Source organism: Streptococcus castoreus DSM 17536 (assembly GCF_000425025.1).
GTDB lineage: Bacteria > Bacillota > Bacilli > Lactobacillales > Streptococcaceae > Streptococcus > Streptococcus castoreus.
Genome location: NZ_AUKZ01000028.1, coordinates 1 through 24002, shown reverse-complemented (window position 1 = coordinate 24002; position 24002 = coordinate 1). Strand labels below are relative to the sequence as shown.

Here is a 24002-nt window from a genome sequence, read left to right as displayed (position 1 = left end):
AGTAATACCAAAAGCTTCCAGAATCTCATCAATCAGCTGATTGTCAAACTCTTTCCCTCGGTCCGAATGAAAGAGTTTGACCTTAGTCAGGGCATACGGAATGCTTTGAAGGGCCTGTTTAACTAAGTCAGCTGTCTTGTTCCATCCCACTGACAAACCGATAATCTCACGATTAAAGAGGTCTATGATGAGACAAACATAGGCCCAACGATTACCCCACCCAAACATAAGTCAAGTCGGTCACAATAGTTTCCAATGGCTTTTCTTGTTCAAACTGTCTGGCTAAGTGGTTTGGAATCGGGGCTTCATTTTTCCCTTTGGTATGCGGTTTGAAGGCTGCTTTTTGATAAACAGAGACCAGATTGAGACGCTTCATGATGCGACGAATTCGACGGTGAGATAGTGTCAAACCTTCAGTTTCTAGACATTTCTTGATTTTCCTAGCCCCGTATCTGGCCTTACTTTCGAGAAAAATAGCTTTGATATTTTCTTCAAGTTCCGCTTCAGAGACTGGTTTAACAGCCTTGTAGTAATAGCTAGAACGAGGAATCTTAAACCAACGACACATGGCTGAAATGCTATATTTGTCTTTGTTAGCAGTGATTACTTCTCTTTTCGTGCCATAATCACCGCCGCTTGCTTTAGGATATCTAGCTGCATTTCGAGTTCTTTATTACGCTTTCGGAGTTCAATCAGCTCACGCTGCTCATCTGTAAGATTATCAATAGTTTTAAATGAACCTGTTATTTTGGCTTGTCTGACCCATTTATCGAAAGTCGACGGGGTTTTCTAGACATACTTTTCTCCTGTTTCTTTAGTGTAGAACACTTCATAAAATCTGTCTAGATTAGTGTAACCGATTCATAGTTACCTGCATAATCTTCTACCATATAATAGACATGACTCAAATCTGTCACATCTTCTGGCAAAATAAAGCTACCATCTGCCTGTCTGGCTTTTTCAATAGCTTCTCATCTGTATTGACCAAAGACCCGTTAGCACTTCACAAACTAAGGTTAATACTATCTGCTCCTAACATAACCGCATCTTCAATAGTTTTTACATAAAGTGCTGGACCCGTTCCTCTTTTCAAATCAGAAAAAACACGCATAAACATAACTTGAGCTTCTGGAGCAACATCATAAATCAGCTACCAGTATCTTTCCTACCGCAATACCTGTAACATGCATGCCATGAGAATCATTTTTTGATTCTTTTAATTCTGTATCAACATCAACATAATTAAAACCCAAAATAACCTTATCACTGTACCACTTCACATAAGTAATACCGACCTTAGCTTTTCATTTTATTTTCAGGCTTATACTTAACCTGATTAATATCTGATAATCGTAAGGCATCATGATGAGTATCTAAGCCCGAATGAATAATAGCAACCACTGTTTCTTGCCCCTTGTAGTCACTATCTCATACCTGAGGAACAGTAATAATTTTATTACTATCACTGTTTTGAGGTATCTCTTCTTTCTTATTAACTGCTTGGAAGTCAGCTTCTGCTGTCAAATATTCAACTGATTTTATCGTTTCTACGGCACTAGCAGATGCTAAAGAAACTGTTTCAATCTCCTCTATATTAGGAGAATTATTTTGAATGTGAGGTGTTTTAACCTCTTTGACAACCTCTGATAAAAGAAAAGTCTCCGGGATGGAAGTTCCTTTTGGGGCACACATAGACTCAATCTGACTACCAGTCATTGACGTTGCAGATACACGACTTGCTCCACCCATAAAAAGCAAAGTTCCCAACAAAACAGACACGGTACCCATTTTACATTTACGGATTGAAAAACATTGTTTTTTTATTCATAAAAGACTCCTTTTTTATAATAAACTGATTAAAATATAAAAGCAAAAATTTTCTACTATTTTTCTTTAAAAATGAATATTTTCTTAACATTTACCGTTTTTATCAGCAAAAAGTAAGGATTTTAGAGATAGTCAGAGTAGCAAAATATTACAAAAACAATAATTTGAGAGAAGATCATTAGAGTTATAATGAAATGATTTTTATATTTTTCCATCTTTGCTCCATAACTGGCAAAAATGTCTCATAAATACAAGAAAAACACTCCATGAATCCTAGTAAAATTGTACTGACCCCAAAAAGTTGGACACAAAATCCAAATTTTTGGGGTCAGTACGTCTATTGGAATGTTTTTTATTTAGTAACCCTCTAAAATTTCTGAAAATGTTTTTTTTATGACAAATAAGCTAACTCTTGTGACTCTTTCAGCTTAACAGAGACAATTTTTGAGATTCCTGACTCCTGCATGGTAATACCGTAAATACTATCAGCAGCAGCCATAGTTCCCTTGCGGTGCGTCACTACGATAAACTGACTGTTTTTGTCAAAACGGTTAAGATAGTCACCAAAACGTTTGACATTAGCATCATCAAGCGCAGCTTCAACCTCGTCCAAAATCACAAAAGGAATCGTTTTAACACGGATAATAGCAAATAATAAAGCTAGCGCCGACAAGGCTTTTTCCCCACCTGACATCAAGTTTAGGGATTGAATTTTTTTGCCTGGAGGTTGTACGGAAATATCTATCCCTGTAGAAAGCAGATCTGTTTCTGTTAAGATCAAATCTGCAGAACCACCACCAAACATTTGTGTGAAAGTCTCCTTAAAACTGTCACGAATGGCTTCAAAAGTAACCTTGAATCGAGCCTTAACCTCACTGTCCATACTGTTAATCGTCTCTAACAAAAGATTTTTCGCTTTAATAAGGTCAGCTTTTTGGCTATTAAGGAACATCAAGCGTTCATTGACCTCATCGTATTGGACAATGGCATCTATATTGATGGATCCTAAAGTTCGAATTGATTTTTGCAGCTGTTGTAGGTTTGCTCTGGCACTTGCTAGCTGCTCAACAGCATTAGCAGACTTTTTAGCTTCTTCTAAAGTTAGCTGGAAATCTTCTGACAAACTTCTGGCATAACCACGCAGACGGTCTTCTACCTGCTCCAAGTCTGATTCTAACTTGGTCTGTTGACGAATGAAAGTTTCATTTTTCTCACTTTCCTTTGTCATCTGTTCTGCTAATTCTTCAAGACGAGCCTCATAATCGTCATTCTCAAATCTGAGTTGTACTAATTTCTCTTTAGCCTTAATCTTATGCTGATGGGCATCCTGCAACTGTGTTTGCAACTGTGGTAACTGGTCAACGAGTCCTTGACTAATGTGGTTGGTCAACGCACTTTCAAGAACTGTCATATCTTTTTGACATTGACGAATTCGCTCTGCTAGGCGCGCTTGATTGGTTTGTTCAAATTTTTTCTCGTTGAGCAAGTCTCTTTCTTTAAGACGAGCCTGTGACAAAGCTTGGCTAAGACGATTTGTTTTTTGTTTAATCAAATCTTTATTTTCTTTTATCTGTTCAATTTCAGAACTCAACTTAGCCTTTTTATCAGTGATAACCACTAAAGCAGCTTCAATACGCTGTTGTTCAACTAATAGCAGTTGATCAGAAGCACTTGACCGACGTTGCTCCAAAACAGCCAACAAAGCATTGGAATCATCCAACTTCTCTTTAAATTGTTGGTAAGCCATTTGAGACTTTTGCTCTGCTAGACGAGCCGTTTCTCCTGCTACTTTGAGCTGATCTAGCTGGGATTTTTGCTCTGCCAAACGACTTTGCAAAGCTGCCACATCCTTTTCTACCACCTTTAATTGGCTTGATAGCTGCACTAATTCCTTAGTAACTTGCTCCAATTCGGGCTTGATAAAAGTCGTACTATTTTGACGATTGGCACCACCAGAAAATGCGCCACCCGGTCGCAATTCTGTCCCATCCAACGTGATAATTCTCACTTTGTAACCTAAAAAGCGTGCTGCATGGTTAGCATGATCAATGGTTTCAAAAATAGCAGTGCTTCCCAGCAAGTTTTGCACGATAGCGCTAAGACTAACATCATAGCGAACAAGGGATTCAGCGGTACCTAAATATCCCTCACAAGAGGCTAGTTGACGGCTAACAGTCTCAGACAAAGAGCGCGCTTTTATAGTGGTCAACGGTAGAAAAGTAGCACGACCTTGACGATTCTTTTTCAAATAAGCGATAGCCCTCTTAGCGGCAGCCTCATCTACTACAATAATGTGTTGACTACTAGCTCCAAGCGCAATTTCAAGCGCTGTTTGGTAGTTAGGATCAAAAGACAAGTGTTCACTCACTGCTCCTAAAATCCCCCCTAGTTGATGCGTCGCTTGAAGAACTGATCTTACCCCTGCATAAAATTGACTGTGGCTTTTCTGAATAGACTCCAAACTGGACTTACGAGCTTCCTTGGCTTTTTTCTGATCTAAAATATCAAATAAACGATTTTGTGCTTCTTGATAATGACTCTCTAAATCTTTAATTACTTTGTCAGTTTTTTGATAATCTTCAAGCAAGCTTTTTACTTGTTCTTGGTGAGTCTGATAACCATCCAAAGCTTTTTGACAATCCTTTTCAAGGCTATCTACCTTAATTAAAAGGTCTTGATAGTCTTGGATCTGACTTTGACGCGCCTGATTTTCCTTATCTAGCTGAGCTTTTAATGCCGTTAATTGGTTTGAAAGTTCCGCTTCATCTTGCATAAGTCCTACAAAATCCTCGCGTAACTTTTCAATCAACTGGTCTGGGTCAGCAGAAAACCGTTCCAGTTCTTGACTCAAGTCTCTTAGCTCATCACTAAGCACTTCTAATTGCTGATCAATAGCAACTAAATTGTCTTGTCGTTGTGTCTCTTCTTCTTGAAGCTGCTCCAACTGTATCTGAAATTGAGCAAGACGTTGACTAGCTTCTGCTTTTTTCTCTTCCTTTTGATGACTTTCCAATTTAATCAATTCAATTTGTTTTTCCAAATCAGAAACCAATTTAGTTAGTTCCAACAAATCAGCTTGAGTCTGATCCGAATCATGACTTAAAGATTGCCTTTTTTGTTTGAGTTTTTGATGTTCAATTTCCATGGATTGACGCTTAGCATAATAAGAAGCCAGACCCTCTTTCAAATCTTCTAATTCAAGCCTATCCTTAGCTTGTCTATCTTGATCAAGCGCAATATCTTCAACCAAAATATCTAATTGTAATTGTTTGCGATCCGCATCCAATGCCAAAAACATTTTAGCCACCTTCGCTTGTTTTTCAAGGGGACCCAACTGATTTTCCAATTCATAAATAATGTCATCCAGACGGTCCAAATTATCTTGGGTTTGATTTAACTTAGTCTGAGTTTCTTTTTTTCGGGTCTTGTACTTTAAAACACCGGCAGCTTCTTCAAAAATTGCTCGTCGTTCTTCAGGTTTACTATTGAAAATTTCCTCTACACGCCCTTGAGAGATAATCGAAAAAGAATCCCGACCAAGCCCTGTATCCATGAATAAATCATGAATATCACGCAATCTTACCTTGCGCCCATCAATCAAATAATCACTATCCCCATTGCGATAGATATGTCTTTCAATACGAATTTCTTCTTTAGCCTCTTTGATAAAAGCATCAGAATTATCTAATACAACAGCTACTTGAGCATAATTTAAGGGGCTACGATTTTCCGTACCAGCAAAAATAACATCAGGCATCTTACCACCACGAAGACTTTTAGCACTTGACTCACCAAGAACCCAACGTAAGCTTTCTGTGATATTACTTTTTCCTGACCCATTTGGACCAACAACAGCTGTCACACCCTTATCAAACTCAATTTTAGTTTTGTCTGCAAAGGATTTAAAACCCTGCATTTCAATTTCTTTTAAAAACATTTAGACCTCACTAAATTGAGCCAAGGCATTTTTAGCTGCATCTTGCTCTGCCATCTTTTTGGACTTGCCTAACCCCTTACTAAGGATGGCATCATTGACACAAATAGCCACTTCAAATTGTTTAGCATGTGCAGGTCCTTTTTCACTGACAACTTGATAATCAATAACAATATCACCTTTAGCTTGTAATAGTTCCTGAAGTGAGGTCTTATAATCATTAACTTTTTCAAAAGTACCTTTTTCAACCTGTGGAATCATGACCTGATTTAAGAAACGACGAACTTCGTCAATCCCCTTATCCAGAAGCAGGGCACCCAAAAAAGCTTCAAACAAGTCTCCTAAAATCGTATCACGATTACGCCCACCTGATTTTTCTTCACCTTTACCTAACTTAATGTAAATGTCAAAGGAACAAAAACGTGAAAACCCAGCCAAACTTTCCTCCCGAACAATCATGGATCTGAGTTTAGACATATCCCCTTCTGTTTTTTTCGGGTACTTTTCAAAGAGATACTCAGAAATAAGCAGTTGTAGAACAGCGTCTCCTAAAAATTCCAACCGTTCATTATGTGAAATGTTTAAGAGGCGATGCTCATTTGCGTAAGATGTGTGGGTAAATGCTGTTTCCAGTAACGTATGGTCATCAAAACAAATCTCAAAAGATGCTGCCAGTAACTCTTCAAGCTTTTTCATAAAAACCCCTTTCCTTTTTACCAATAGACCCTATTATTATATCAAAAATCCACCTAGAAGACTTATTCTAAATGGATTTTTATGATTATAACCCTATCAAATAACATCTCCCAAAAGATTATAAGACGCCTTAAAAATAGCCCCTACCAAATCTATAATAAAAAATAAGCAACAGTTCCTAAAAAATTGATACAAAACACCTTTATCTTGCACAGACATTACTCCAAACAAAAGACCAAACGATCACCACGATAGCTATTTTAGAAATCCATGCAGCTAAGCCTCTTAAAAAACTTGGCTTCCCTTATTACTATGAACAACTGTGAAAATATTATTTTTGCATATGACCTCTAAAAAACTCTAGAATAAAGACTTTTAATTATCCATAAAAGTGATCTTTGATGCGTATGAACTGTGACTGTAACCCATCTTAGAAACTCAGCGAGTCCAACATAACTCAAAAATTAGGAAGCTAAACACATTGTTTCCTCACTATTGTAAAATAAAGCACTCAAAAAAGGAACTCCCTTAGGAGTTCCTACAACTTAAGCTGTCTGACTTTAATTGTTATTCTGGGAACTTAATTAAAATTAAGCTTCGATTTCTGAGACGATACCTGAACCAACAGTACGTCCACCTTCACGAATTGAGAAAGTAGTCCCTTGCTCTACGGCGATTGGGTGAATCAATTCAACATTAATTGTCACATTATCACCAGGCATAACCATTTCTGTACCTGCTGGAAGTTCGATTGAACCTGTTACGTCAGTTGTACGGAAGTAGAATTGTGGACGGTAGTTGTTAAAGAATGGAGTGTGACGTCCACCTTCATCTTTAGAAAGGATATATACTTCACCTTTAAATTTAGTGTGTGGGTTGATTGAACCTGGTTTAGCAATAACTTGACCACGTTCGATTTCATCACGTTGAACACCACGAAGAAGAATACCTACGTTATCTCCGGCAAGACCTTCATCAAGTTGTTTACGGAACATTTCAACACCAGTAACAACAGCTTTTTTGATTTCTTCTTTGATACCAACAATTTCGATTTCATCGTTAACACGAACAGTACCACGGTCAATACGCCCTGAAGCAACTGTACCACGTCCTGTGATTGAGAATACATCTTCGACTGGAAGAAGCAATGGTTTATCAGTATCACGTTCTGGTTCTGGAATGTATGAATCAACAGTATCCATCAATTCCATGATAATGTCTTCAAACTTGCTGTCACCTTCAAGAGCTTTAAGTGCTGACCCTTGGATAACTGGAAGATCATCACCTGGGAAGTCGTATTCTGAAAGAAGGTCACGGATTTCCATTTCAACCAATTCAAGCAATTCTTCATCATCAACAAGGTCGATTTTGTTCATGAACACGATAAGGTGTTTAACACCAACCTGACGTGAAAGAAGGATGTGCTCACGAGTTTGTGGCATTGGTCCGTCTGTTGAAGCAACTACAAGGATAGCTCCATCCATTTGAGCCGCACCAGTGATCATGTTTTTAACGTAGTCCGCGTGTCCTGGAGCGTCGATGTGTGCATAGTGACGAGTTGCAGTTTCATACTCAACGTGCGCAGTGTTGATAGTGATTCCGCGTTCGCGTTCTTCCGGAGCAGCATCAATAGAAGCGTAGTCCTTTGGTTGGTTAACTGATGATGGCAAGCGACGTGCCAATACAGTTGTGATTGCAGCTGTTAAAGTAGTTTTACCATGGTCAACGTGTCCAATTGTACCAATGTTAACATGGGGTTTACTACGATCGTATTTTTCTTTTGCCATTTTGGGAAAAGCCTCCAATAAAATATATTTTATAGATAGACGGTAGGCAATACAGTCTAACTTTACCTTACTATTGTAGCAAATTCTAAGGAAAATGCAAGTATTTTATGTTTTGAGTATATGTCTAAATTTTTTAGCCTATCTTTTATGAAAATACTTCATCCCTTGTCATTTATCAAAACATTAAAACCGGAACTTTCGCCTGTACTAATACAGATACATTACCAATATAGAGTTGACCATTTAAACAAGCAGTAGCAGGTCGAATTGGTGATGTTACGTGACTTTCTGCCAAATCACTCATGCTAAAACAGCTCTCTAAGAGGATCCCTAAATGATTTAAAATCCAGCACATTCTTTCAGTCAATATGACTCCTGATTTCCCTAAATTAACCTCTGCACTTTTTTATATTTCCGTATAAAGAATACCAGTCATTTTCAAATCCTGTTGAATCTCCTCAAAAGCCTCTTGGCTTGGGCAAGAAATTAAATGACTATGCAATCCTTCTGTCAATGATGATAACAATTCCGCCTTAGACTCGTTTAACTTGGCAATAAAATTAGTCACATCTGCTTGGCTTTTTATATTTAAAGGTGCTGTAATCATCCCGTAAATCGGATGCTCTACTTCTACATTGGAAACAATGCCATCATGTGCTAAGATAATATCTAGTTCCATCTTGGTCTTGTCTAATCCATGTTGACACACAATTCTTGCACAATATTGATGACTAAATAGGGCATTTGACATGACATACCCTTTGGGGGTCGAAATAATTTCAAATTTCTGGGCACGAAGAAGGGCAACATCCCCAACAATCACTTGTCGGCTAACTCCTAGAGACTTTGCCAAATAAGTTGCAGACAATGCTTCTTGTTTCTCATTTAGACATTTAATAATTTTTTGACGGCGTTCTTCTGCTTTCATAATCTTTCCTCTTTTTGTCGTTATTTCTATCATATCATATTTTTAAAAACAACTTCTTGTTCCTCAAAAAGCGAGTCCAAAAAACCAGACCGAAGTCTGGTTCATCAATTATTCACCACCAAGATAATATTCTGAAGTAACATTTAATTTTTCATCAAATTCAAATACCAATGGTGGGAAATTAGGAATTTCAACATCCATGATTTCATCATCTGACAGTTGTTTGATGTGTTTTACAAGAGCACGAATTGAGTTACCATGTGCACCAACAAACACGTTTTTACCTTCTTTAAGGGCTGGCGCAATTTTATCTTCCCAGAATGGAAGGGCACGTTCCAAAGTAACTTTCAAGTTTTCAGCATCTGGAATAACTGAGTCATCAAGCAAAGCGTAACGGCGGTCTGTATGTGCTGAATGCTCATCATCACGCTCCATGTTTGGCGGAAGGACATCGTATGAACGGCGCCAGATATGAACTTGTTCATCACCAAATTGTTCAGCAGCCTCAGCTTTGTTTTTACCTGTCAACCCACCATAGTGACGTTCGTTTAAGCGCCATGATTTTTCAACTGGAACCCAAAGCTGGTCAGAAGCTTCAAGAGCAAGGTTAGTTGTTTTGATCGCACGTTTTAAGACTGATGTAAAAGCAAGGTCAAATGTGATTCCTGCTTCTTTGATTAATTTTCCTGCATCAACAGCTTGTTGAGTCCCTTTTTCTGAAAGATCAACGTCTGCCCAACCAGTGAAGAGGTTAGCTTTGTTCCATTCTGACTCACCGTGGCGAGCGAAAACCAATTTTACCATTAGTTAATGTCTCCTTTTAATTTAAAGGCTATTACCTTTTTACAACTTCTATTTTACAAAAAATGGGGTGAAAAAGCTAGTCTATTCTTTTTTTATTGGAAATCATTTTGTGGTTCTCATGAAAACAATCAATATTCGGAAATAGTAGTGTAAATCTCTCCATTTCCAAAAAACCACTTGCTATTATTCAGTTCTAGTGATAGAATAGAAAAAATTTGTCTAAATGATGGAGGAAATAATGGTTTCTACTGCTACACAAATTGGATCTTTTACTTTTGACAACTGCTTAATGAATGCTGCTGGCGTTTATTGCATGACAAAAGAAGAACTCTTAAAGATTGAACAGTCTCAAGCTGGGTCTTTTGTCACTAAAACAGGAACACTAACAGCGCGCCAAGGGAATCCCGAACCTCGCTATGCTGATACCAATCTTGGTTCTATCAATTCCATGGGACTTCCTAACCATGGTTTTCACTATTATTTAGATTTTCTTAGTGAATTAGCGAAACATAAAGATAGCAAATCTCATTTTCTCTCTGTTGTCGGGATGTCTCCTGCTGAAACAAAAACCATTTTAAAAACTATTATGGCTTCTGATTATGATGGACTTGTAGAATTAAACCTCTCTTGTCCTAATGTTCCTGGCAAACCACAAATTGCCTATGACTTTGATACCACAGATCAGCTTCTTGAAAGCATTTTTTCTGACTACACCAAGCCACTTGGCATCAAATTGCCACCTTATTTTGACATTGTGCATTTTGACCAAGCTGCTGCTATTTTTAATAAATACCCACTCACCTTTGTTAACTGTGTTAATTCTATCGGAAATGGTTTAGTCATTGACGATGAACAAGTGATTATTAAACCTAAGAATGGTTTTGGAGGCATTGGGGGAGATTATATCAAACCAACTGCTCTTGCTAATGTCCATGCCTTTTATCAAAGGTTAAAACCGTCTATCCAAATTATTGGAACAGGTGGTGTTAAAACTGGTCGTGATGCCTTTGAGCATATTCTTTGTGGTGCCAGTATGGTCCAAATTGGAACAGCTCTCCATCAAGAAGGTCCAGCTATTTTTGAACGTGTCACAACAGAGTTAAAAACCATTATGATCCAAAAAGGCTATCAACGATTAGAAGATTTCCGTGGTCAATTAAAATATATGGCTTAAAAACAAGTTTATCACAAAAGGCACTTTTGATCGTTTTCTTCAATCTTCTTTCCATAGGGCAACTAAAAACTCTTAAAGTATTGGAATGATAACACTTTAAGAGTTAGTACAACTTCACTTCATTCTCATCCTTATAAACTCCCAAAAGAAGGCTATGGTCTGAGCAACGGTATCACAACCGTTGCTTTTTGCATCTCTTATCCTTAATTTTGTTCCAGTTTTTTTCGATAAACCCTCACGATCTTCTTTGACAGCCATCATGCTTAACTTTAAGTATTACCGCTATCACTGGTATCGTGTAAACGTTCACCATTTGAATTAATAATTTCTTTCATCCAATAATATGATTTTTTAGGTGTCCTCTTAAGACTACCATTCCCCTTATCATCCATATCAACATAGATAAAACCATAGCGTTTCTTCATTTCCCCTGTTGATAATGACACTAAATCAATTGGTCCCCACATAGTATAGCCAATACAATCAACTCCATCAATGTTTATTGCATCTGCCATATGCCGTAAATGATTTTTAAGATAGTCTATTCGATAATCATCTTCCACATACCCATTTTCATCTACTTGATCAATTGCTCCCATACCATTTTCAACAATAAAGAGAGGTTTTTGAATACGGTCATAGATTTCATTCATGACATGTCTTAAACCAAGTGGGTCAACAGACCATCCCCATGAGGTAACTGGTAAATAAGGATTTGGCGAACCACCAACATTGAACCATTCATCGCCGGCTTGTGTGATATTTGACCGATAATAACTGAAAGAAATAAAATCAAGTTGCCCATCTTTTAAAACCTGAACATCAGCATCATCCATTTCTATTTCTGTCACTCCCCGTCTTTGAAGCAATGATTTGCTATAACTTGGATAATACCCACGTCCCATTATATCAATAAAGAACCAATTTTCACGACGTGCTTGTAGTCTTTGGAAAATATCTTCCGGTTTACAAGTTGCTGGATATAATTCACTCATGGCATACATGGCCCCAAATTGACTATCTGGCATCATTTCATGACCTAAAAGGACAGCTTTTGCACTAGCAATAAACATATGATGAGCGGCCTGATACCTTTCTTGACCCGTAGATTGTCTTGTACCACAAGGACCAAAACCTCTGACAGAGTTGATCTCATTAAATGTTAGCCAATATTTACAACGCTCCCCAAAACGTTCAAACAAAACCTTACAATACTTAAGATAAGCATCAATGAGGTACCTTGAAGACCACCCATCATATTTTAAAGCCAAATTCATAGGCATCTCATCATGACAAATGGTAATTAATGGCTCCATGTCATATTTTTCTAATTCATCAATAACTTTTTCGTAAAATTGTAACCCTTCTTCATTTGGTGTTTCCTCCTCACCTGTTGGAAAAATACGACTCCAACAAACCGAAAAGCGAAAAACGTTAAATCCCATACCTGCCATTAACCGAATATCTTCTTCGTAATGATTATAAAAATCAACAGCTTGGTGACTAGGATAGTATTCTGTGTCTAAAAAAATAGGTTCTGCTTCTTGAGGAATTGGATCTGCATGAAAAAATGAGCTTCTTGGCTTAATGATTGTTCCATCTGGCATCTTCATCGTATGATGCCTAGGATTTTCGAGTGAACCATCTGTTTCGTAATCATGAGAAAGCAACCCTCTCCCCCCTTGATCAAATCCACCTTCAAATTGGAAGTCTGCAGTAGCTCCTCCCCATAAAAAACCTTCTGGTAATTGATAGCCCATTTATATTTCCTCCTTTATTTGCTCAATCAAAATATCTCCCTGTTTAACATCGTGACCAATAGTTTCCAAATGATCAAATGATAAATTTTGGTTTGTTACAATCATCATAGTGCTTGTGTCATACCCCTTTGAATCAATAAATTCTCTATTAATTTTAATGATGGGCTGCCCTGCTCTAACCTCTTCTCCAGCTTTAGCTAAAACATCAAATCCTTCTCCTTTTAATTCAACGGTATTAATACCAATATGAACTAGTATTTCAATGCCATTTTTTCCCTTAACCCCAAAAGCATGTCCAGTTGGAAATACGGTCGTTAATTCACCATTAATAGGAGAGCCAATAAAATCACTATGTAAACGAAATGCTAAGCCATCGCCCATAATTTTTTGTGAAAATACAGGATCGTTAACACTTTCAAGTGATTGGAGTTGCCCATCTGTAATTGCAACAATGGCTTCATCTGAAACCAGATTTTGCACAGGTTCTGTTATTTGATTCGATTTATCTCCTGCCGGTAAATCAACACCTAAGAAGAAAGTTACAACAGCAGCAACACTAATAGTGGTAATGATAGCAAAAATAGCTGCTAAAACAGTTTTCCCAAAAATAGGTAAAGCTAAAATATTAGAATACCCCATTTCATATGCTTTTGCTCCCAAAAGACTAGCAACCAAGCCTCCCGCAAAGCCTCCTGCCATGACACCGTACATTGGTTTTTTATACTTTAAATTGACTCCATAAATAGCTGGTTCAGTTACCCCAGCAACAATACATCCAACTGCAATAGAAATATATTCACTTCGCTTAATCTTATCTTTTGTTCTTGCAATAACACCTAAAACAGCACCACCTTCTGCCATATTATGCATCAAAAATGCTGGACGCAACATGGCATCATACCCCGGATTGACCAAAAGTTGTGGCATAAATGGAGATAATGCTGTATGCATCCCTGCCATTACCATCCATGGCAATACCGCAGCTAATAGACCAACTGCGAGTGGACCAACTGTACTATCTAGGAACATAAAGATGGCAGCAATTCCTTGTCCAACAGTATTTCCTAACGGACCTAATACTAAAAATGCCAGACTACCTGCTATAAAAATAGTTCCCATCCCAACAAAAATAGCTTTAAAAATACTTGGAATGATTTTATTTAGGTATTTTTCAACATAATAAGCAACAATAGTAACGAGCAAAGCTGGTAACATTGATCCTCCGTAACTTAGCAATCTGACGTTCATACCAAATAAAGCGATTGGCTTTGCCGCTGTAACAAGTGTCACAAAATTCCCATGCAATAAAGCAGCTGCTGCTACCATTGCGTAAATAGGAGTTCCTCCTAATCTGACAGCTGCGCCATAAGCTACAAAGATAGGCATAAAATAAAACGGAGCATCTGCAATTGCTGCTAATAACAAGTAAGTAGACGATGCGATAAAAGTTTTGTCAATAAAAGTGATAAAAAGTAATAAAGCAACCTTTAACATACCTCCAGCAATTAAGGCTGGGATCATTGGTGTTACAGAACTTGAAATAAATCCAATCAACTTAGAAGGTAGATTTTTCCACGTTAGTGGTTCTTTTGGAAACAAATCACCATCCAAATTTTCATCAACACTTCCACCAGAATTGATCTGATAATCTTTGATCAAAATGTTATAAGTCGGAATCAGATGCTGACCTAGAATTATCATGTACTGACCACCCGCGTAAACAACTCCGAGAACACTATCTAGATTTTCCAATGCTCCTTTATTAGCTTTTGTCACATCTTTCAAGTTAAAGCGTAAACGTGTCATACAGTGTGAAAGCATTTGAATATTATCGCATCCCCCGACATTCTTGACAATGTCTTGTGCTAGTCCCTTATAATCCATAATCGCTCCTTTTTGATATTATTTTCAAAAACTTTTGATACTTTTCACAAAAATTATACGACCTTCCGAGACGGTTGTCAACCATTTTTGGTAAAATTATTTTTTTGTTTTGACAATTTTATCATAAGGAAGTACAATAACTTAGAAGGAGTATCTCATGGATTTTTTAGAAAAATTGAAACATCAAGAAAAAGCGTTTTCAAAAACAGAATTAAAAGTGTTTAATTATGCCATTAACCATATTGAAACATTAGAAACTTATACCATCAGTAAAATAGCCAATTTATCACACACCTCAACATCTGCTGTATTACGTTTTTGTCAAACTTTAGGTTATAAAGGCTTTAAGGATTTTCGATATGACGCGATCCACTACTTACACCACCGTCACCAGACTGAAATGAGCGATCAACTGGATTCTTCTAGTCAAACCTACAGTAACTTATTATTGCAATTCAGTAAGCTGAACAGAGATCGTATCGATCAGCTAGTAACAAGTATACTATCTGAAAAAATGATCCATATCTTTGGTGTCTACTATTCCTCACTTCCTGCAAAATATCTGCATATGGCACTTCAAGATTTGGCCATACCTAGCCAAGTTGCAGGAGATTTAAATAGCGGAGCTCACTTAACAAATATTATTAAAGAAGAAGATGTTCTCATCTATTTTTCCCTAGATGGCGATATTTCAAGTTTTCGTAGCTCTCTATCAGCTATTCAAGAAAACATGCCCACTGAAAGTTATCTTATAACCTTAAATGAAAAAGCTAATACTGCGAAACTCTTTACCCATCATTTTGTATTACCTGGCTATTTATTCAGTAAGCAGTCCATTTTGGACAGACAAGCTTTCAATATGGTTTTTGTTGAAATGTTAATTAATGTCATCCATGAAAAAAGAATTTAATGATAAAAGAAAAAGAAGGAGTTGGTTCTAACCATCATCCTTCTCTTCAGTTGGCTTGTGTTATAAATCGTTAAGAGACTTAAAATGATAAAAATGTCTAATTATCTTAAAAATTTAAAAAACCATCAAATTTTTAACAGCATTTTATTAATGAAATTGTACAGACTACTACTGTTAAATTAGGCAAAACATTAAAAATTCTTTTTAGTACTCTACTGTGGTTGAAAAATGTTTAGATTAAGTGTCAGAACTGTTACTTTAATCCAAGTATTTTTTCTGTAAACTTAATGCAACAGGATTTTATCAATCATTCGGAGTAATTTATGAGCACAAGCAATCATGGCTTTCATCTTACTTCCTAAAATGAGAAATCCTGCTAAAAGCTATTCTTTAGCGTACCCTAAAATCATACCAAACAGTATTAAAGCATATTTGGTATAACCATTTCCTTGCGTGACATGTGAGGATTTTTTGTTGCCTATACTACTTTCATAAGAGCCTAAGCATCATCTTGTCCAAGAAACGAAATTGCATGTTTCGTAAAGGGATCCCCATTTGAACCCATTTAAATGTGTACCGAACATTTTTATTCTCAATAGAACTACCTAAGTTTGTAATCATTTTTTATCTTCTTTTGTTCTTTTAACCTTTATTTTTGGCAAAAAACGCTCCGATAAAATCATAAAAATGACAATCTTAATGATTGAAAAAATAGCCAACCCAATAATAACTGTTTCAATCCCTAATTCTACCATTATGCCTACCTTCATAACTAAATTTCTTAATAAAAGTATAAACGCTTTCAGCGGAAGAATCAAGTTAGAAACTCTTTAAAAGAAAGTAAGCGCAAGCCATTCAAGATAACTAAAATGGTTGAACCTTCATGTCCAACGACACCAAGTGGTAAGTTAATCACTTGAAAGACATTCGCCAAAATCAGCAAGGTAATAATAGAAAGGGCAAAAACAATATTTTGTTTAACAATTGTTTTCATCTTTCGTGATAATTGGATTGAAAATGGAATTCGCGTCAAGTCATCCATGATAACACTGTCAGCAGCTTCTATAGCTATATCTGTTCCTGAACCAATGGCATAAGAAACATCTGCCTGAGCAAGTGCTGGGGCATCATTGATCCCATCGCCAACCATCGCAACAAATCCATATTTGTCTTTAAGTTCTGCTAATTTAATAGCTTTATCATGAGGCATGCAATTTGCTACAACTTCGTCAATACCAAGTTTCTGTGCCACATAATTGGCTGTACGCTCTTGGTCTCCTGTCAACATCACTGTCTTAATTCCCATTGCATGGAGAGTTTTAATAGCTTGCTGAGATTCTAGCTTAATATCATCTAATAAGGCATAGTAGGCTGCCAACTGATTGTCACAGGAAACAAAGATTAGGGTTTTTCCTTGATTTTCTTCTGCCTGAACTGACTTCTCAAATTGAGATAAATTTTCGAGTTTTTCTAAAATAAATGATTTCTTTCCAATCCGCCATTCTTTCCCCTTATAATAGCATTGAAAACCTTTGCCTGAAATTTCTTCTAATTGTTCAACAGTTAATGGCTTTCGTTTTTCTGTAAAATCAAGCAAAGCTTTTGAAACAGGATGGGTACTGGCTATTTCTGCACTTTTTACAATCCTATCCACAAGCATTTTGTCCAATATATAATGCGAATTAACCACAGATGGTTTCCCTTGAGTCAAAGTACCGGTTTTATCCATAACAACAGCCCTAATATCTCCCATATTATCTACAATATCACCACCTTTAATAATAAGTCCTTTGCGAGCGGCATGGGAGATAGCAGACAAAGTGGTTGGTGTCGAACTAGCAATCAAGGCACAAGGCGAAGCAACCGTTAATAGAATCATCCCACGATAAAAAGCATCCAACCAAGTCCAAGCAAACACAAAGTGACTGAACAAGATAAAACTTGGAACTAAAAACAAGACAAGTTTGACATAGACATCCTCGAGGCTCTCAATAAAAGTTGCTGTTTTACTTTTTTGCCCTTGGGCTGATGCTACCAGATCCACGATTTTAGCAAAAAGCGTCTCACCATTCTCAACCGTAACAAGCATTTCAATGGTCTGCCCTTGATTGATTGTCCCGCCAATAAGGTCTTGTCCTTTTTCCTTGTCAACAGTAATCGCCTCACCAGTTACCATTGTTTCATCAAACTGTCCAAAGTGACTAAGCAATTTCCCGTCAATAGGGACGGCTTCTCCCTTACGAACTTGTAAACGATCACCTATATTCAATACTTTTGTTTCCACTTCAAGGATTTGCCCGTCATAAGCAATCTTACGTGCAGTATCCGGTGTTAGTGACATTAGGGCAGAGATAGCATCCCTGCTTTTTTCTGTTGCCATTTCTTCTAGAGTATTTGACATAGAAAAAATAAAAATTAACAAAGCTCCTTCTAGCCAATAACCAATAATCCCGGCGCCAATAGCTGCTAAGATCATCAAGACATCAACAGACAGGTGTTTGTGTTTGATTAGTTCCAAAATACCTGCTTTAGCTGATTCATATCCTCCAATAAAAAAGGATAGAATAAAGATAGCTGAAGCTATTGTCGGCATACTCGATAAAAATAATAGTCCGATTAAAATTAAAACCAAACACACCACTGTCTCCAATACATGGATGTGTCCTTTTAACCACTCTTTTTGTTTCATATCATTCCCTCATAATTATTCACTGGCAATTATCCCAATCTTTAAGATATATTAATTATAACAATTCTAAATAAAGAAATCAATTAATTTAGAATAATTCTAAATAAAAATAATACCTCTATCTCTTATCTTGCAAATATGAGAAAAATAGCTAAACTGAACAGGGAATGCTATACTTTTTGTAGGAGGTTTTTAATTGATGGTTAGACAACTGGGGAAAACGTTTCGTGACATTCGGATGAATAGAAATATCACCCTACAGCAGATTGCTGATCAAGATATTTCATTATCACAACTATCTCGCTTTGAACGTGGGCAATCTGACATTTCCCTAAGCAAGTTTTTACATGCTTTAGAAAAAATGCAGGTTGAAGTTAAAGAATTTATGGATGCTGCTTCAGATTTCAAAAAAACAGAACAAATTCGTTTTATGTCAACCTTAATTCCACTCGAATACGCTCGTGATGTCGAGGGCTTCAAAGCTTTACAAAAAGAAGAAAAACGCAAATACGAGCAGGAGCCCAATTGGAAAAGGTATTCTTTAAACGTTATTTTACTTCAAGGCTTGATTTGCAAGTGTGACCCAAGCATTGCTTTTCCCAAAGCTTATCTAGATGAAGTAACAGACTATCTCTTTAGCACTGAAACATGGCAGATTTATGAACTGATTTTAATTGGCAATCTTTATCTTTTTATAGACATTCCTCTACTAGATAAAATGGGACGGGAAATTCTCAAAAACCATGCCTATTACCAAGATATTGCCACCCATAAACATTTGGTGACAATTACCTTACTCAATATTTTGGAAACTTGTTTACATCGCAATGCCCTTTCTTACGCACAGTTTTATCAAGAGCAACTCAAACCTCTGTTAGCCAATGAAACTAAATTATATGAGAAAACCATTTTCTTATTTCTACAAGGCTTAAATGACTATTTATCTGCGGATTGTTTTTCAGGAATCCAAAAAATGACAAGAGCAATTCAAATTTTTGAAGCATTGGACTGCCCTCACATGGTGCAAAATTATCAAAAAGATTTTGAACACTTTGTCAATCCTCTTACCTAATTTGCAAATAAAATAAAAGTCTCTACGAATTGATTTATAATAAAATCACTTTTGTTTGGAGGTTCTATTATGCAACAAAATGAATACCGGCTGCTGGCAAGTCGCGCTATCAATAAAATTGGTAATGTCATTTACGATTATGGCAATAGTACTTGGATTGCCAATTTGGGAATAATTGGACAGAAATATCTCGGCTACTATCAACTGGCTGAGAATGTCATTGCACTAATCCTAAATCCTATCGCTGGTGCCATTGCCGATCGTTATCAACGCCGAAAAATTCTACTGTGGACTGATTTTATCGGAGCTCTAAGCTGTGGTTTGCTTGCTTTAATTGCCAGCGATAGGATTATGCTCTATGGACTGATCACTGTTAATGCACTTTTAGCTATTTCGCAGGCCTTCTCTGGAACTTCTTTTCGTGCCTACGTAGTGACCCTTATAGACGACGAACGGTTGGTTAATTTCAATGCACACTTAGAAATAATTTCTCAAATCATTAGTATTTCCTCACCTCTGCTTGCTTTTTTTATTGTTGATCAACTCGGTTTACGATCGGCTTTAATTGTTGATAGCATCAGTTTTGCACTGTCTTTCGCTTGTCTTTTTTCCATAACAAAAACAGAAAATCATTTAAAGCAAGTCAATGAAACAAAGAAACTAAATCAGCTTGGCAAGGATATAACCCAGGGACTAGCTTTCATTTATCAAGAAAAGGAAATGTTTTTCTTACTAAGCATTGCCGCTCTCGCAAATTTCTTTATCGCTGCTTTTAATTATTTGATTCCTTTTTCAAACCAACTTTTTGCTAATACTGCTAGTTATGCTAGCCTATTATCCATGGGAGCAGCAGGTTCTATTTTAGGAGCTGTCCTTGCAAGCAAACTTTTTAAAAATACCTACCAAAACCTACTTCTTGCCTTAGGATTAAGCGGTCTAGGTCTAACACTTATGACACCAATGGCTATCTGGCATTTGCCAAATTTAATCATTGTCTCTGGGAATTTCTGGTTCGAATGTTTTTTAACCATATTCAACATTCATTTTTTCTCTCTCGTGCAAAAAAAGGTCCCAAAAGTGTTATTAGGTCGCGTTTTTAGTTCTATTTTTACCATTGCCGTACTCTTTATGCCACTTGCTACAGCTCTGATGACCTATCTCCCAGCTACAGTGACCCTCAGTAGCTTTGCAATAATTGGAACTGGTATTACCACCATGTCCATTTTAGCCTACCTCTACGGTCGTAAACGTTTTCTATAATTCTTTAATACCAAAAAAAGCCCACTGCACAGGCTGTAATGCTTGATACAATGGGCTTTTATATATTCAATTATTTTACTGCGTCTTTAAGAGCTTTACCAGCTTTGAATGCTGGAACTTTTGAAGCTGCAATTTCGATTTCTGCACCAGTTTGTGGGTTACGACCTTTACGAGCCGCACGTTCACGAACTTCAAAATTACCAAAACCGATCAACTGCACTTTTTCACCTTCCGCAAGGAAAGCTTCAATTGCAGAAAATACGGCATCAACTGCTGCTGCTGAATCTTTTTTTGTAAGTTCAGTTGCTTCTGCAACTTTAGTGATTAAATCTTGTTTGTTAGCCATTTAACAAATCCTCCAAATAATTAGTAAGCTTAATGCTTTAACAGATATTATCATATCTAAAAAAAGCACTTAGGTCAAGTATTTAACGTCATTTGAACTTATTTCTTGTAAATATCAAAACTCATTTCATCTTTAAACAAATCAATTTTCTTCGCTTTCAAGTAAATTTTAGCACCATTTTTGATTTCCTGTAAATTCACAACAATTGCTGATTTTTGTGGAATAACACGCACAAATTTCGGTAGTTGGTAACTGGATTTCAAATACTGTAAAACCTCCTTTTCAGGCAAGGGTAAGGTTCCAGCTGAAAAGGAAATGACTTCTAGCTGAACAGCACCATTGGCTAAGCGATGAGGTTGGAAATAAATATATAAGGGCACTTCATATCCTAAAAGTCGATAGGTGCCTTCAAATAAGATTGATGACGAAGTCGCATAGAATTTATAATTCATGTTTTTAGTCTGATAATCTTTTAAATAGCTAGCAACCGTTTCATTGAGTTGTTCTCGATTTGTTGTAAAAGTTCCCACCTTAACATTTTTAACAGTTTTTTTGGCAATCAACTCCGACTTAGGTTCTCTAACTTGGATGAGACGGCTTCCAATCACCAATAAAAAAGCAAGATTGAAAGCCAATAAAAGCAAAAAACTCCATTTCCAACCGTTAAGGTTTGATTTCTTTTTCATGCGCTTTGATTTTCTCCATTACTGCATTTGACATGATTTGATAACCGGTATGATTTGGGTGAAAATGATCCCCAGTAAACAAAGCATCGTTAACAACTGTCGTTTGACCCCCAGTAGACTGAACAATCCCTTCTTTACCGTTTACCCCTTTATACAATAACTCGTTAATTGGAACAAAGTAAACACGATCATAGGCTTGAATAACTTCCTTGGTTTTTTCATTCCAGTTATCAATAATACGTTGCATATCAGTTAACTCAGGAAAATTTAAGTAAAAAGGATTATAGATTCCCAAAACAAAAATTGGCAAGTCCTTATTATCCTTTCTTGCTAAGTCAAGAATCTTTCTCAAACGTTCTTGATACTGACAAGCGGGTCTTTTGAAACTAGAGACTTGAAGAACCGCTAAATTCTTCCGAATAACTGCCATAACATCATTGCCACCAACGGTTAGGGTCATCAGATTGGCAGTTTTTAAATCTGTCTTGATGGTTTTTTCCTTAGTCATTCTATCTAATATTTGCTGGCTAGTATTTCCAGATACACCATAATTTTTATAGCTAACTTTAGCTTTAAACCGGTCACCAATATCATTTGCCAACAAGGGAACAAAACCACCTTGATTCGTTGAATCCCCAACGCCTTCTGTTAATGAATCTCCAATAGCCACATAGTTTAACGTCACTTGCTCCTGCTTTAAGAAATCGCTTTTTTTCAAACGTGAATTTGACTTAGGAATCAAAGCATTTAAAAAGAAAAAAGCCAAGCCTAGACACACAACAAAGAACAAAAGTCCACTTAAAAGCTTACGATTATTCATAACGAACCATGACCGCAAAGGCGCCCTCACCTGTATGAGTTTGAATAATAGAACCTGTTTCTAAAACAGAAATTGGTCCTGAATAATGCGCTGCAATCTTTGCTTTCAAACCTAGTGCAAGAGTATTTTCACCAGCATAAGAAATGGCGACTTCCGCAATAGATCGTTGGCTATTTTCAGCTAAGTAACCATCTAGCCATTTGGTAAATGTTTTGTTGCCACGACCTTTGATAAGCGTTTTCAACACATCATTTTTTAACTCCATCACAACTCGAACATTAAGTAATGAACTTAAGACACCTGTCACTCGCCCGATACGTCCCCCCTTAACTAAATTTTCTAAGGTGGATACCCCAATATAAAGTTCTGTTTTTGATTTAACCGCTTGAATCGTAGCCAAAATGTCATCCAAATGAGCTCCTGCTTGTGCCATTCTTGCCGCTTCCACTACTTGGAATGCCATCGCCTGATCCGTAAAACCAGAATCCAAAACAGTTACGGGTGCCTCTGCAATTTCTGCTCCTTGACGAGAGGCTTCAATAGTCCCTGATAAAGCAGGGGAGAGATGGATAGCAACAATAGCTGTCGCTCCTTTCGTAACTAACTGCTCATAGGTCTCTGCAAAAAGACCAACAGGGGGCTGGCTGGTTTTTGGAAGAGATTTACTGGCTTTCATCAGGCTTAAAAAATAGCCCTCCTCTTTCAAGTCATTATCAGAATACAATTTGCTATCAACCATAACAGATAAAGGCACTATCGTAATATCCAATGCCTTAACCAATTCTGGTTCAATAGTAATTGAAGAATCTGTGACAATTTTAATCGTTCCCATGTATTTTTCCATTCTAGACAAGTTTCTTACATTCTTATTTTAGCACTCCTTTTAAAATAAATCAAAATTGCCAGCTTTGAGACACATCAAATGTATTTTTCAAAAATGTTACTGTTTTTATGTCTAAATAGAAACCAAATCCTTCTAAAAAAGTGAATCAAGATGTGAAAAATCATCTTGATTCACTTTTTTTAGTCCCAATTTGTAAAATTAAGTTAGACAGAAAAAGCCATCTATGTTAGGCTCAGATAAACACCACATTTGTCTGAAAGGAATAACATAAATGGCCTATACCCATCTTACCACAAACGAACTTGTAATGATAGAGGCATATGTTGAGAATGGCATATCGGTTCTCAAAATGGCTCAATCGCTTAAGCGAAGCCGACAAACGATTCATAAGGTTGTAACTTTCCTAAAACAAGGAAAGTCAGCCAATGACTATTATCAGTTCTACAAGGCCAATAAATCTCGCTGTGGACGTCGTCAAGCTATTCTTTCTGATGATGAAAAGACCTTCATCCAAAGTTATCTGAAGCAAGATTGGAGCCTAGATGTGATTAAAGGGACCTTTCCAGACTGCATTTCTTATT

General features: G+C 36.9%; 18 protein-coding genes and 3 pseudogenes. 5 read left to right on the top strand and 16 right to left on the bottom strand.

The features are described from left to right. From H346_RS09900 to H346_RS0107330, 8 genes and pseudogenes are all read right to left on the bottom strand, one after another. Nucleotides 1–786 (bottom strand): annotated as a pseudogene (locus tag H346_RS09900) (IS3 family transposase); the annotation flags it as partial. Nucleotides 787–1006: 220 nt separating this feature from the next. Further along, nucleotides 1007–1485 (bottom strand): annotated as a pseudogene (locus H346_RS11065) (S8 family serine peptidase); the annotation flags it as partial. A 733-nt stretch (nt 1486–2218) separates the two neighbouring features. Further along, nucleotides 2219–5764, bottom strand: a complete 3546-nt coding sequence (smc, locus tag H346_RS0107350; RefSeq protein ID WP_027970516.1) for a chromosome segregation protein SMC — start codon at nt 5762–5764, stop codon at nt 2219–2221. Next, on the bottom strand, nt 5765–6457 hold the full coding sequence (rnc, locus tag H346_RS0107345; protein ID WP_027970515.1) for a ribonuclease III: 693 nt from the start codon (nt 6455–6457) through the stop codon (nt 5765–5767). It lies immediately after the preceding gene. Nucleotides 6458–7047: 590 nt separating this feature from the next. Continuing rightward, complete coding sequence (tuf, locus tag H346_RS0107340) at nt 7048–8244, bottom strand: elongation factor Tu (RefSeq protein WP_027970514.1); 1197 nt, start codon at nt 8242–8244, stop codon at nt 7048–7050. A 175-nt stretch (nt 8245–8419) separates the two neighbouring features. Continuing rightward, complete coding sequence (locus H346_RS10530) at nt 8420–8611, bottom strand: hypothetical protein (RefSeq protein WP_156888876.1); 192 nt, start codon at nt 8609–8611, stop codon at nt 8420–8422. 39 nt (nt 8612–8650) lie between these two features. Continuing rightward, a complete protein-coding gene (locus H346_RS0107335) occupies nt 8651–9172 on the bottom strand; it encodes a transcription repressor NadR (protein ID WP_027970513.1) in 522 nt (173 codons plus the stop codon). A gap of 108 nt (nt 9173–9280) precedes the next feature. After that, entirely contained in the window at nt 9281–9976 is a 696-nt protein-coding gene (locus H346_RS0107330; protein ID WP_027970512.1) for a phosphoglycerate mutase, read from the bottom strand. A gap of 238 nt (nt 9977–10214) precedes the next feature. Here H346_RS0107330 and H346_RS0107325 point away from each other — a divergent pair, with 238 nt between their 5' ends. Continuing rightward, nucleotides 10215–11150 carry a dihydroorotate oxidase gene (locus tag H346_RS0107325; RefSeq protein WP_027970511.1) on the top strand — a complete coding sequence of 312 codons (936 nt, stop codon included), beginning with the start codon at nt 10215–10217 and terminating at the stop codon, nt 11148–11150. A 269-nt stretch (nt 11151–11419) separates the two neighbouring features. Here H346_RS0107325 and H346_RS0107315 read toward each other — a convergent pair whose 3' ends face one another. Together H346_RS0107315 and H346_RS0107310 are read right to left on the bottom strand one after the other, a co-directional pair. After that, nucleotides 11420–12910, bottom strand: coding sequence for a glycoside hydrolase family 1 protein (locus H346_RS0107315; protein WP_027970510.1), 1491 nt, complete (start codon nt 12908–12910; stop codon nt 11420–11422). Continuing rightward, nucleotides 12911–14794, bottom strand: coding sequence for a glucose PTS transporter subunit IIA (locus H346_RS0107310; RefSeq protein WP_027970509.1), 1884 nt, complete (start codon nt 14792–14794; stop codon nt 12911–12913). It lies immediately after the preceding gene. A gap of 157 nt (nt 14795–14951) precedes the next feature. Between H346_RS0107310 and H346_RS0107305 the strand changes: the two genes are divergently transcribed. Then, nucleotides 14952–15704, top strand: a complete 753-nt coding sequence (locus H346_RS0107305) for a MurR/RpiR family transcriptional regulator (protein WP_027970508.1) — start codon at nt 14952–14954, stop codon at nt 15702–15704. A gap of 617 nt (nt 15705–16321) precedes the next feature. Here the strand turns inward: H346_RS0107305 and H346_RS10525 are convergent. After that, nucleotides 16322–16474 (bottom strand): hypothetical protein, encoded by a 153-nt coding sequence (locus H346_RS10525; protein WP_156888875.1) that lies wholly within the window; start codon nt 16472–16474, stop codon nt 16322–16324. A gap of 44 nt (nt 16475–16518) precedes the next feature. Then, on the bottom strand, nt 16519–18393 hold the full coding sequence (locus H346_RS0107290; RefSeq protein WP_027970507.1) for a heavy metal translocating P-type ATPase: 1875 nt from the start codon (nt 18391–18393) through the stop codon (nt 16519–16521). A 199-nt stretch (nt 18394–18592) separates the two neighbouring features. Between H346_RS0107290 and H346_RS0107285 the strand changes: the two genes are divergently transcribed. Then, nucleotides 18593–19465 carry a helix-turn-helix domain-containing protein gene (locus tag H346_RS0107285; RefSeq protein WP_027970506.1) on the top strand — a complete coding sequence of 291 codons (873 nt, stop codon included), beginning with the start codon at nt 18593–18595 and terminating at the stop codon, nt 19463–19465. A gap of 69 nt (nt 19466–19534) precedes the next feature. Beyond that, complete coding sequence (locus H346_RS0107280; protein ID WP_027970505.1) at nt 19535–20725, top strand: MFS transporter; 1191 nt, start codon at nt 19535–19537, stop codon at nt 20723–20725. A 70-nt stretch (nt 20726–20795) separates the two neighbouring features. Here the strand turns inward: H346_RS0107280 and H346_RS0107275 are convergent, their stop codons facing one another. The 4 genes from H346_RS0107275 to H346_RS0107260 form a co-directional block, all read right to left on the bottom strand. Then, nucleotides 20796–21071, bottom strand: coding sequence for an HU family DNA-binding protein (locus H346_RS0107275; protein WP_027970504.1), 276 nt, complete (start codon nt 21069–21071; stop codon nt 20796–20798). A 98-nt stretch (nt 21072–21169) separates the two neighbouring features. Then, entirely contained in the window at nt 21170–21757 is a 588-nt protein-coding gene (locus tag H346_RS0107270) for a YpmS family protein (RefSeq protein WP_027970503.1), read from the bottom strand. Continuing rightward, the gene (locus tag H346_RS0107265; protein ID WP_027970502.1) at nt 21735–22577 is read right to left on the bottom strand and encodes an SGNH/GDSL hydrolase family protein; all 843 of its coding nucleotides are present in this window, start codon (nt 22575–22577) and stop codon (nt 21735–21737) included. The genes H346_RS0107270 and H346_RS0107265 overlap by 23 nt, the downstream gene beginning before the upstream one ends. Continuing rightward, nucleotides 22570–23409 carry a DegV family protein gene (locus H346_RS0107260; RefSeq protein ID WP_156888879.1) on the bottom strand — a complete coding sequence of 280 codons (840 nt, stop codon included), beginning with the start codon at nt 23407–23409 and terminating at the stop codon, nt 22570–22572. Before H346_RS0107260 ends, H346_RS0107265 begins: the two co-directional genes overlap by 8 nt. Nucleotides 23410–23692: 283 nt before the next feature. On the opposite strand from H346_RS0107260, the pseudogene H346_RS09885 reads away from it, so the two are divergent. Continuing rightward, a pseudogene (locus H346_RS09885) lies at nt 23693–24002 on the top strand (helix-turn-helix domain-containing protein); the annotation flags it as partial.

Excerpts from the sequence above, each read along its gene's own strand:
- H346_RS10525 (WP_156888875.1), bottom strand. The coding sequence starts at position 16,474 with ATGAAGGTAGGCATAATGGTAGAATTAGGGATTGAAACAGTTATTATT.
- H346_RS0107335 (WP_027970513.1), bottom strand. The coding sequence starts at position 9,172 with ATGAAAGCAGAAGAACGCCGTCAAAAAATTATTAAATGTCTAAATGAG.
- H346_RS0107290 (WP_027970507.1), bottom strand. The coding sequence starts at position 18,393 with ATGAAACAAAAAGAGTGGTTAAAAGGACACATCCATGTATTGGAGACA.
- rnc (WP_027970515.1), bottom strand. The coding sequence starts at position 6,457 with ATGAAAAAGCTTGAAGAGTTACTGGCAGCATCTTTTGAGATTTGTTTT.
- H346_RS0107275 (WP_027970504.1), bottom strand. The coding sequence starts at position 21,071 with ATGGCTAACAAACAAGATTTAATCACTAAAGTTGCAGAAGCAACTGAA.
- smc (WP_027970516.1), bottom strand. The coding sequence starts at position 5,764 with ATGTTTTTAAAAGAAATTGAAATGCAGGGTTTTAAATCCTTTGCAGAC.
- tuf (WP_027970514.1), bottom strand. The coding sequence starts at position 8,244 with ATGGCAAAAGAAAAATACGATCGTAGTAAACCCCATGTTAACATTGGT.
- H346_RS0107330 (WP_027970512.1), bottom strand. The coding sequence starts at position 9,976 with ATGGTAAAATTGGTTTTCGCTCGCCACGGTGAGTCAGAATGGAACAAA.
- H346_RS0107265 (WP_027970502.1), bottom strand. The coding sequence starts at position 22,577 with ATGAATAATCGTAAGCTTTTAAGTGGACTTTTGTTCTTTGTTGTGTGT.
- H346_RS0107310 (WP_027970509.1), bottom strand. The coding sequence starts at position 14,794 with ATGGATTATAAGGGACTAGCACAAGACATTGTCAAGAATGTCGGGGGA.
- H346_RS0107305 (WP_027970508.1), top strand. The coding sequence starts at position 14,952 with ATGGATTTTTTAGAAAAATTGAAACATCAAGAAAAAGCGTTTTCAAAA.
- H346_RS0107315 (WP_027970510.1), bottom strand. The coding sequence starts at position 12,910 with ATGGGCTATCAATTACCAGAAGGTTTTTTATGGGGAGGAGCTACTGCA.
- H346_RS0107325 (WP_027970511.1), top strand. The coding sequence starts at position 10,215 with ATGGTTTCTACTGCTACACAAATTGGATCTTTTACTTTTGACAACTGC.
- H346_RS0107270 (WP_027970503.1), bottom strand. The coding sequence starts at position 21,757 with ATGAAAAAGAAATCAAACCTTAACGGTTGGAAATGGAGTTTTTTGCTT.
- H346_RS0107280 (WP_027970505.1), top strand. The coding sequence starts at position 19,535 with ATGCAACAAAATGAATACCGGCTGCTGGCAAGTCGCGCTATCAATAAA.
- H346_RS0107260 (WP_156888879.1), bottom strand. The coding sequence starts at position 23,409 with ATGGGAACGATTAAAATTGTCACAGATTCTTCAATTACTATTGAACCA.
- H346_RS0107285 (WP_027970506.1), top strand. The coding sequence starts at position 18,593 with ATGGTTAGACAACTGGGGAAAACGTTTCGTGACATTCGGATGAATAGA.